This window comes from Candidatus Arsenophonus phytopathogenicus, assembly GCF_056113345.1.
Genome location: NZ_JBUIOB010000019.1, coordinates 574,679 through 583,995, shown reverse-complemented (window position 1 = coordinate 583,995; position 9,317 = coordinate 574,679). Strand labels below are relative to the sequence as shown.

Sequence of the window (9,317 nt, the reverse complement as noted above, 5' to 3'; positions counted from 1 at the left end):
TATCATCTTGATATTTAGCCGTCATTTCGGCTGACTTATGACCCAATAATTTACGAACAAATTCACCGCCCATTTTTTCTGTATAGAGTCTGGCTGATAAACTCCTAATTTCATGAAAAGTGGGTGGTACTCCGATCCCATAACAATTTAGTTTGATTTCTTACCTTGGCAAATCCTTTTGATATTTTTTCTATTGAAACCTTTTTATCAGAATCATTGATAATATATTCTGAGTTGTTTTTGTTAATTTTTAATATAGTTGATAGTTTAATACCTATTATTTCAACTTTTAAAGAAATAGCTATTTTAGCCCCAGTTTTTTGTTGAGTAATCCATAACTTATCATCATGAATATCTTGCCATTTCATTTTTGAGATATCAGATACCCGCTGACCGGTAACTAAAGCAAATTTCATAGCATGCGTTAACCAATGATTATCGTCATTGATAAAGTTTAAAATAGCATTAAAATCTTTGAGGGATAATCTTGCTCTTTGAATTTTAATTTTTGGAGTTTTTGTTAGCTCAGCAGGGTTTAATTGCACTAAACCGCTTGCTAAGCCTCTTTAAAATAATCAATTAATGATGCTCTCAATAATTTTGCTGTTGCTGTTTTTCCTTCATGAATAAAAGGATGTAGAAAATCCGCAATATTTTTTGTTGTTATGTTTTGAATAGGCGTATCTAGAAATCCTTTTCTAATTACGCCTATTCTTTGCTTATAATCTTTTAATGTTTTTTCTCTTAATCCTCTTGTTTTCAATATTTCTTCATATCTATCTAAAAATTCATGAAAATAGACAGTTCCTTGTCCATCAATCCTTTCTGTCAAAGGCTTTACCTTGTCTGTATTGAGCAATAACTGATTCGCACTGATAGCCTCGTTAATTGCATAGGCTTTGTTTCTACCCAAACCGTATTCTTTCCGTGTACGCGGGTCTCTATAGGAATAATACCCGTTTCTTTTGTACAGGTTAGGGGCAAATCCCGATTTTTTATTTTTCTGGTTCTGGTCATGACCTATCCTTCGTAATAACAAACTCTGATGGCTAATTTCGTTAAGACTGTTGACTTTGACGGCGTATTCTTCGACAAGGTATTCTCTACCGTCCTTGATGGGTGGGGGCTGAATTAGTCCATTTCTTGCCCAAATTCTGACGGTATCCATTCGGCGTGGCCTGTCCCTTCGAGCGTTCCATTCCGCTAAAGTAATCATGTTTATTTATCCTCATTCAAAAACTCACACTATTCTCAGGCGCTTCATTGCCCCACAGAAAACCAATAACGAAGAGCGAAAAGTTTATCTTCGTGCTTTGTTAGGTCAGGGCATATGATTTGTGGGGAAGAGTATTAGGATTTATTTGCTGCGCCGTTTGATGCTTTGTTTTGGTATTGCCAGGGTGGGTCTGGGAGTATCAGGTCATACTTCACTTCATCTCCTAAACATACCAGCTTTTACTTTTATGCAAGTCGTCTATTTTTTCTAATACAGTGATTTTCTTGCCGCCATTTCCGGTTAATGTTTTACTTTCTCCATCGGTATCAAATTGATATATCAACCTCTTGTTTGTTAATTTTTTCTCCTTCAATCTAATTATTTTCATCATCTCACCATGATAAATAACCTGTATACCAGCTTTTACATGATGTAACGTTGTTTTGTATTCATGGATGTTATTCATACAGTTTTTCCGGTTATTGAATAATTTTTAGTGAAGACTTTTACTGTTAGCAAATAACGATTTCAGATTGATACCGTATATATGTAGCCATGATTCAGCAGGCCATGACTTAACCTGACCATAGCGAATATCCGGTACTTCGGTCGCTTCCACCTGGTTCTCACGACACCATCTACGAAGTGGAGCAAACTTATATTCTTTCCCTGTGGCATTCTTTACGGCTGTGATGGTGGCATGTTGAACACTTTCTCCTAGTCGTTCGGTAAGTTCTCTATTTTTACGCGTAGCCACACTAAGTTTGCCCATTGCAGAAGCTTCACGAGTGCGACTGATTTGTGATTTTGTCCGAAGTGCTTCATCTCTTTGGTCAGTAATAACCGATTTTTCCTTTTCAGAGATAACCAGGGCTTCTAATGCTTCGATGTAATTACCCGGTAATGACGGCTGTAAAATCCGTCTTTCGCATTCAATAAAATACTGTCTTGCCTGTTTCCCTTTTTTGTTACGTTCAACCATCGAAAGTTCTTTCGCCATATCGAAGGAAATATGGTAGTCTCTCATCGGACGTTGGCGAGATTTTGCACTCCCCGATTTTGGGGAGCTCAAATTTTCTACAATTATGTAGTCCTGATTTTCAACAAATCCATATTGGTTAATACGGTCTTTTATCCATGTGGTAAAATCTTTCCCGACTTCAAGGAACGCATGTAAATTACGAGCATTAACCGCCTGGATTAATTCGCCGTTGATGTTTTTTGTTTCGATGTTGATTAAATTTTGCATACAGAAGTTCCTCAATGTTAATTGATGAATGATAGTATTGATGTTATTAAGTGGAATTGGTCAGTTATTCAGAGAGTTTTTTAATTAGCTCATCTTTTATGGATAATCATATAACCTGCTCGATGGCCAATTTCGAATAGGGTACTCGAGTGATGCAACATATTCAGTTGTCATGAATAACTCTTGCGCTAGCTGCCTTGCCATTAAGGAGTAGGGTGAGCATAACCTTGTTCGTTGTTCCGATTACAGCGATAGAATTGCTCAGTTGAGCTTCAATGCGGTTGAATTCGGTAATGTAGGCTTCTTTGAAGGCAGCAGTTTTTGCCTGTGAAGCCTACCACTACTAGTTATTATTCACACTCGTTCGCTTGTTGCTGCTTCCATTTTAGTAGCAAGGATTTCCTGAAACCCGCTATTCTACAAGAGTCTTACCGTAAGAATCAAATTCTGTTCGAATGTTATCATCTGTAGGACGGTTACTTAGTAAAAGATTCAGTGTTATTGTATCTAAAAAACTGTGTTGTGAGGCTATATATTTTGAAGGGTTTTCATCCCAAAAATGAGAAGAATGAATATATTTATTCCCTAATTCCGCGGTAATGTTGTCAATTAAACTTTCCACAGTTTCTCCTTTAAACATTTTATCGACTTGTAATTTTGCATTTTCATTAAGTTTTTTTAAATTGTCTGGAATTCTCTCTATACTTGAATATTCAGTATCTTCTAAGGATGAAAAAGCAAGACCAATTTTGTTTGCATAATACCGCATTGTCTGAAATGCAATGACATTTATTCCTGTGCGAATATTATAACGTTTTATAAATATGGCATTACCATATAGAACAAAAGGACCACTCATTTTTTTTTGCCAACTTTTGATTTCAATAGCGCATAGAGAGAGAATTTTCCCCCAATGAGGATGTTTCATTAGTTCATCAAATTTTTCCTTTGTTTTTTTAAATGAATCAGTGTCTTCATTTTTTATACTTTCATGAACTTCACTATATAAAGGTTGAGACAGAAAAAAATGTTCATCCGTTTTGTCACGGTAGCTACCTCCTATATCAGCATGAACACCAGGAAATTTAAGTTCATGATTATAGTTTGGAGATGTTCCGTTAAGGGAAAAATTATAGCGTATTTCATGTCCAGCGGTGATATGGAATATGTAATTGGCTATGTCCTTGTTAAGGGTGATATCGATACTACCTGTTTTAGAATCATGTACATTAAAGCTACCTTGAGATAAAGCTAAAACGGCCGCAACACTATCAAAAATGCCAAGCATTTCAATAGATCCTGTAGGTTTTTGAGATATGCTTGTATAATGTTTGGAAATTTCTTTAAATAAATGAATAATATCTTTGTTTTTTTTCTTTATCATATTTGAAAAGTGGCGTGCTGTTGTAGCTCCTCGACTAAATCCAAAAATATAGAATTCAATATCATCAAATACTAACGAAGGATATTTTTTAAAATAGCTTTTTAATTCTTCCCTTATTTGTTTGATAGCATCATTAACTTTGTTAAGACATCCAGTTTTATGGAGAAAGAAAAATGGACTCCATGCTAAAGCTATGGTCACGTAATCGTCATCATGTCCTTTTCTTGTTCCAACACCTTCGACATAAACTTTTATTTGATGAGTATCTGCATTAACACTTCCCGTTTTGTAGCTTTGATAAAGATACCAAATATTAGTGTAATCGCTATCATTACTGCTTCTTTCAGTACTTGAATAGGTTCTCGGTAACTTGAACTCTTCATTTAATTGCTTTAAAAATGAATCATTAGTAATTTGATCATCAGTTTCATATTCGTTTAGTTTATTTGTACTTTTAGTAAAATATTTTTCGGATTCAGGAATGTCTTTTTTAGTATTGTATGCATTATTTCCTGTACCATCAAAAAATACACCTATTTTTAATTTTTTCATGAGATACCTTTATTTTTAAAGTAAAATTATTTTGGAAAATGAAATAGTAGCTCCCTATGCTAGCCATATTTTTCAGATAAAATAAATAGTGTGATGAATAATTTTTTTTAAATCTAAGCAGATCAATTAGATAATTAACTAAAAAATTGCGGTATTAATTATAAAGTGTTCCCTATAGCTCAATACCTAAAAATTCGGGTGATATCCTTTGCTGACCGGATTTGTCTGTCCATTTATTTTCCTTGTAGGAGGCAGTGACACGAACAAATGTGCCTTTTTGTGCATAATTATTGATATATTCGGCTATTTGCTTAAATGCCTTGCAATTTATCCATGTGGTGTCATCAATCCATTGGCCTCTGTCATCTTTCCTTGATTTACTGATAGCGAGAGAGAATACGGTGATGGGAATTTTATCCTGGGTATAGCGGACTTCTAATTTTCCGATGCGTCCGGTAAAGTGACACTGATTCTGGTTTGCCATGATGCCTCCACTTTTTGATTAATTCTGTTGATTTCTGATTTCAGCTTTTCGATAAATGCTTGAACGGCCTGTTCAATCTCGTTAACTAAATCATCATCCTTGATAATTCGGGTTTTATAGTAAGCAAGGTTGGGGGAAGTCTGTCATCATAGCTGACAAAATCGCACCAGTTTCTGCCTGTGCACATCATTTGGCCGTGCATTTGTAACAGGTATTCGTATTTAGGTTTTCCTGTAATAATGGTTTCAATGTGGGTAGTGGTGTTGGGGCATTTAATTTCGATAAGTCCATCATCATTAACCAGGCCGTCAGGACTTGCGCCAAATAGCGCAATAGTCGGGTGGGGAATAAAGCCAACTTCGGTGACCGTGACATCAAACTCATTGAGGCAATATCGTGCTCTGGCTTGAGGTTCAAGGGCAATGCCTCGTTCAATCGCCTGACTGGTTTTAATTTCTTCTCGTCGCCCGGTCAGGGTTTCACAGACTAACTGCATGAGGTAGTTTCGTTGTGTTGTCCCCTTGCCTTTGGATAACACCTTGTGTAAATTGCTGGCGGTGACTTTCCCCAGTCTTGCCTGAAACCACTCGTCCGTTTTCTGCTTCATGATGAGCCTCATTTTTCATTGCAATATTGCGATAAATCGCCATTTTGTTTTCTTCGCCAATAATTTCTTTCTCTTCTAGTGTTAACTGTTGCCAATGGGTTTTCATCGACTCAACACCCCCTTTTGCTGCGGTTTTTAATTCCTTGATTAATTGCTCGTAACGGGCTTTTTGTTGTGCCTGTTCTTGTTGTATCACGACTTTTTCCTGCTCAGGTAAATCTTCACCGGCATAGATATAAAACCCTAATCCAAACATTGAAATGGCTTTAGTGAGGCAACGCATCAGCGCTTTGTTGATATTAATGGCGTTAGGGTTAGAAATCGCCTGATTCCGGTAATCCATAACGGGTAACCACATTTTGCGGGGAAATTCGTTATCACCCTGTTTAATGGTGAGGGTTAATGACACCATGGCACTGCCATCATCGTTATAGTTGATGGGTTCAATGACATAGTAAGATTCTGGGTAGTGTGCCATTAATACGCCCCACGCCCATGCCCATGAGAGATAAGAAAGTCCGTTTTTCTTTTCTATTTTTTCGTTAACATTAATGGCAGAAAGCGTTTCCCAAACTTGCTGTTGAAAACTTTTTTCTTTTTCGGTATGTTGTATTTCGCTCATAGATATTTCCTCTTAGGCGCTTGTTTTTACGTGTAAATGCGTATATTAAATGAGCTATATATTTTTAAGTAATTGATATGTAAGTTTTTTATTTTTATTTACCATCTTCACCAGCAGTAGCCGAATATTCTACGGGTTTAAGAATGGGGATACTGCCGAACAGATGGCAAAAACTTATCATATTAGTCGTGAAGAACAAGACGCTTTTGCTCATCGTTCTCATATCCTAGCCGCCCAGGCTTGGGATAGCGGCGTATTACAGAAAGAAGTAATGACAGCTCATATACCGCCGTTCCTGGAGTCATTATCGGAAGACAATAATGTTTGAAAAAACTCAATACTTGCTTCTTATGCAAAGTTAAAACCGGCTTTTGATCGCCAACATGGTACTTTACCGCCGCGAACAGCACGCCAATGACTGATGGTGCAGCGGCAGTAATGTTGATGTTTGAATCAAATGCGAAAGCATTAGGGATAATTCCATTAGGTTATATTCGTAGCTGTTTTCTTGCTGGTGCTGATATTAGTATGATTTCCAATTGTAAAACAAAAGAAGAAGCAACAAGGCTTGCCATGACAGGCCAAAAATTATTTAACTTGCTTGAAAATTATCCATTACCTATTGTCGCTGCAATTGATGGGGTATGTTTAGGCGGCGGATTAGAGTTAGCGCTTGCCTGACATGTAAGAATTTGTACTCTGTCAGATAAAACGAGTCTTGGTTTACCAGAGGTACAATTAGGCTTAATACCAGGTTCTGGAGGAACATAACGTTTACCTCGTTTAATCGGTTTAGTTAATGGATTAGATTTGAGTCTGACTGGTCGTCAATTAAGGCCAAAGCAATCACTAAAATTGGGTTTATTCGACGATATTGTTCCGGCAGAAATTTTATTGCAAACGGTAATTAACTGGATTGATAAAAGGAGAAAAAACAAAACATGTTTGCCTCTCATGCTGAGTTTATCAGAATTACCCATTATCAGAAATATCTTATTCGCGATAATTAAAAATAAAACAAATTCAAAAAGTAAAGGTCATTACCCTGCGCTAGAAAAAGCGATTTCAGTGGTTGCTATTGGCTATGAAAAAGGAGTGCAAGCCGGACTTGAGGCAAAGGCAAAAGCCTTTGGAGAGCTGGCAATGACACCAGAATCTACCGCTTTACGAGGTCTTTTTTTGGCTCGACTTCGCTAAAAAGTGAAATGGGTAGTTTTGGAAAATCTGCTACAATTCATCAGGTAGGTGTGTTAGGTGGAGGCCTCATGGGAGGTGGGATTGCCTATGTGACAGCGGCTCGAGGTAAATTACCTGTTCGAGTGAAGGACATTAATAATGGAGGACTTAATCAGCCATTAAAATTTAGTTGGCAGCGCTTAACGGAGCAAGTTAAACGTAAACGCATATCTGTACAAGAGCGCGCTCAACAGATGATGTTAATTTCAGGCACATTAGACAATAAAGGGCTTGAAAAAACGCAAATTATCGTAGAAGCAGTTTTTGAAGATTTAGCATTAAAGCGTAAAATGGCACAGGAAGTGGAGGCAATGACATTAAATTAAGTTGTTTTTGCTTCTAATACATCTTCGTTACCTATCCATAAAATTGCAGAGTTTGCAAAATACCCAGAACGTATAATTGGACTTCATTACTTTAGTCCAGTCGATAAAATGCCATTGGTTGAAGTGATCCCTCATAGTAAAACGAGTGATCAGACAATTGCTACTGCTGTGACATTGGCAAAAAAACAGGGTAAAACTGCAATTATTGTTGGTGACAGTGCAGGTTTTTATGTTAATCGGATACTAGCACCTTATATTGCTGAAGCGACACGTTGTCTGTTAGCTGGTGAATCAATTGAGCATATAGATAATGCTTTAGTTAAATTTGGTTTTCCCATTGGTCCATTGAACTTGTTAGACGAAGTCGGAATTGATGTAGGCACTAAAATTATGCCGGTGCTTGTTGAACAATTTGGCGAACGATTGTTTGTCCCTGCATAACTTAATATTATATTGAAAGATGATAGAAAGGGGCGTAAAAATGGCCGAGGTTTTTATCTTTATAAGAAAAATAAGATTAGTTGGCCGTGGGGTAAAAAACAGCGTCAAGTCGACACAAGCATTTATGAGTTACTTAATATTCAACCCAAAACAATTTTATCTGAGCAGGAAATTGTTCAGCGCTGTATTATGCTGATGCTGAACGAAGCTACTCGTTGTCTTGACGAAGGTGTTATTCGGCATGTAAATGATGGTGAGATTGGTGCAGTGTTTGGAATTGGTTTTCCTTCTTTTACTGGTGGACCATTTAGATGTATGGATCAACAAGGTATATCAAATATTGTTGACATAATGCATCGACTAGCACAGAAATATGGTAACAATTTTGTTCCTTGCGAAAGGCTAATGCAAATGGCTAAATCAAATAAAAAATTCCATCAGTAGTTGATTATTATTAGTAGTATCTTAAACCTTACTAATATCATGTTCTTAGGCGTAATTTCTATTTAACTTGATATAAAATAAACTTTTTTTTCGTTTTTTATGAAAATAAAGCGGTTCTTTTTTTGTGATTTTAGTGCAGAATCTCGGGTTGCCTTGCCCTGCATATTTTCCGACAACAACATTAGCGAGTAATGAGAGGGCTCCTATGTAGGGGGTTAGGTGAAAATATTTTACTCAAATGGTGGATTATGCAAGTTTTTATTATGCGTCATGGTGACGCAACGATGAATACAATAAATGATGAAGCAAGAGAACTTACTCTTAAAGGAATTGAAGAATCTAAATTAATGGCCAATTGGCTAGCACAACAGAATCCAGTGTTCAACCGAGTGTTTACCAGTCCATATGTAAGAGCAGTACAAACTTATCAGGCAATGCAGCCATTATTGCCCTATTCAGGCGAACAAGAAGTCTTAGCAGAACTTATTCCTGATGGCGATCCGCAATCTATTGCTAATTATTTGCAATTACTTGCCGAAGGAGGTGTAAGAACAGCATTGATTATTTCTCATTTGCCATTAGTCGGTTATTTAGTATCAGCCTTATGCCCACAAGAAATCCCTCCTATGTTTGCAACTTCTACGATTGCTTATGTAGAGATAAATACGGAAATGCGGCACGGTGAATATAGATGGCAACGGGGACCTTCTCAAATATTGCATAGTGTTAATAAACTAGCGGCACATTTCTAGTTTT

General features: G+C 36.8%; 12 protein-coding genes and 3 pseudogenes. 6 read left to right on the top strand and 9 right to left on the bottom strand.

All coding sequences use genetic code 11. The features are described from left to right. The 9 genes and pseudogenes from AC01GB_RS17775 to AC01GB_RS17735 form a co-directional block, all read right to left on the bottom strand. A pseudogene (locus AC01GB_RS17775) lies at positions 1–109 on the bottom strand (integrase); the annotation flags it as partial. A gap of 1 nt (position 110) precedes the next feature. Continuing rightward, entirely contained in the window at positions 111–545 is a 435-nt protein-coding gene (locus AC01GB_RS17770; protein WP_474452900.1) for a tyrosine-type recombinase/integrase, read from the bottom strand. A gap of 11 nt (positions 546–556) precedes the next feature. Further along, complete coding sequence (locus AC01GB_RS17765; RefSeq protein WP_474452899.1) at positions 557–1,216, bottom strand: excisionase; 660 nt, start codon at positions 1,214–1,216, stop codon at positions 557–559. Positions 1,217–1,439: 223 nt separating this feature from the next. Continuing rightward, complete coding sequence (locus AC01GB_RS17760; RefSeq protein WP_474449701.1) at positions 1,440–1,682, bottom strand: hypothetical protein; 243 nt, start codon at positions 1,680–1,682, stop codon at positions 1,440–1,442. Between the two features lie 27 nt (positions 1,683–1,709). After that, complete coding sequence (locus AC01GB_RS17755; RefSeq protein WP_474449702.1) at positions 1,710–2,465, bottom strand: antA/AntB antirepressor family protein; 756 nt, start codon at positions 2,463–2,465, stop codon at positions 1,710–1,712. Positions 2,466–2,877: 412 nt separating this feature from the next. Continuing rightward, the gene (locus tag AC01GB_RS17750) at positions 2,878–4,401 is read right to left on the bottom strand and encodes a T6SS phospholipase effector Tle1-like catalytic domain-containing protein (protein WP_474449704.1); all 1,524 of its coding nucleotides are present in this window, start codon (positions 4,399–4,401) and stop codon (positions 2,878–2,880) included. Between the two features lie 172 nt (positions 4,402–4,573). Next, the gene (locus AC01GB_RS17745; RefSeq protein WP_474452898.1) at positions 4,574–4,885 is read right to left on the bottom strand and encodes a single-stranded DNA-binding protein; all 312 of its coding nucleotides are present in this window, start codon (positions 4,883–4,885) and stop codon (positions 4,574–4,576) included. 85 nt (positions 4,886–4,970) lie between these two features. Further along, on the bottom strand, positions 4,971–5,456 hold the full coding sequence (locus tag AC01GB_RS17740; protein WP_474450324.1) for a lambda exonuclease family protein: 486 nt from the start codon (positions 5,454–5,456) through the stop codon (positions 4,971–4,973). Then, positions 5,365–6,114, bottom strand: a complete 750-nt coding sequence (locus AC01GB_RS17735) for a Sak single strand annealing protein (RefSeq protein WP_474452829.1) — start codon at positions 6,112–6,114, stop codon at positions 5,365–5,367. The genes AC01GB_RS17740 and AC01GB_RS17735 overlap by 92 nt, the downstream gene beginning before the upstream one ends. Positions 6,115–6,212: 98 nt before the next feature. Between AC01GB_RS17735 and AC01GB_RS17730 the strand changes: the two are divergent. From AC01GB_RS17730 to sixA, 6 genes and pseudogenes are all read left to right on the top strand, one after another. Next, positions 6,213–6,795: pseudogene (locus tag AC01GB_RS17730) on the top strand (thiolase family protein); the annotation flags it as partial. Positions 6,796–6,924: 129 nt separating this feature from the next. Continuing rightward, positions 6,925–7,311, top strand: coding sequence for a hypothetical protein (locus tag AC01GB_RS17725; RefSeq protein ID WP_474452897.1), 387 nt, complete (start codon positions 6,925–6,927; stop codon positions 7,309–7,311). A gap of 8 nt (positions 7,312–7,319) precedes the next feature. After that, positions 7,320–7,832, top strand: a pseudogene (locus AC01GB_RS17720) (3-hydroxyacyl-CoA dehydrogenase NAD-binding domain-containing protein); the annotation flags it as partial. Between the two features lie 12 nt (positions 7,833–7,844). Continuing rightward, positions 7,845–8,117 carry a 3-hydroxyacyl-CoA dehydrogenase family protein gene (locus tag AC01GB_RS17715; protein WP_474452943.1) on the top strand — a complete coding sequence of 91 codons (273 nt, stop codon included), beginning with the start codon at positions 7,845–7,847 and terminating at the stop codon, positions 8,115–8,117. A gap of 12 nt (positions 8,118–8,129) precedes the next feature. After that, positions 8,130–8,561 carry a 3-hydroxyacyl-CoA dehydrogenase family protein gene (locus tag AC01GB_RS17710; RefSeq protein ID WP_474452896.1) on the top strand — a complete coding sequence of 144 codons (432 nt, stop codon included), beginning with the start codon at positions 8,130–8,132 and terminating at the stop codon, positions 8,559–8,561. 248 nt (positions 8,562–8,809) lie between these two features. Then, positions 8,810–9,313 (top strand): phosphohistidine phosphatase SixA, encoded by a 504-nt coding sequence (sixA, locus tag AC01GB_RS17705; protein ID WP_474452895.1) that lies wholly within the window; start codon positions 8,810–8,812, stop codon positions 9,311–9,313. Positions 9,314–9,317: the final 4 nt, after the last annotated feature.

Excerpts from the sequence above, each read along its gene's own strand:
- AC01GB_RS17755 (WP_474449702.1), bottom strand. The coding sequence starts at position 2,465 with ATGCAAAATTTAATCAACATCGAAACAAAAAACATCAACGGCGAATTA.
- AC01GB_RS17750 (WP_474449704.1), bottom strand. The coding sequence starts at position 4,401 with ATGAAAAAATTAAAAATAGGTGTATTTTTTGATGGTACAGGAAATAAT.
- AC01GB_RS17735 (WP_474452829.1), bottom strand. The coding sequence starts at position 6,114 with ATGAGCGAAATACAACATACCGAAAAAGAAAAAAGTTTTCAACAGCAA.
- AC01GB_RS17745 (WP_474452898.1), bottom strand. The coding sequence starts at position 4,885 with ATGGCAAACCAGAATCAGTGTCACTTTACCGGACGCATCGGAAAATTA.
- sixA (WP_474452895.1), top strand. The coding sequence starts at position 8,810 with ATGCAAGTTTTTATTATGCGTCATGGTGACGCAACGATGAATACAATA.
- AC01GB_RS17760 (WP_474449701.1), bottom strand. The coding sequence starts at position 1,682 with ATGAATAACATCCATGAATACAAAACAACGTTACATCATGTAAAAGCT.
- AC01GB_RS17765 (WP_474452899.1), bottom strand. The coding sequence starts at position 1,216 with ATGATTACTTTAGCGGAATGGAACGCTCGAAGGGACAGGCCACGCCGA.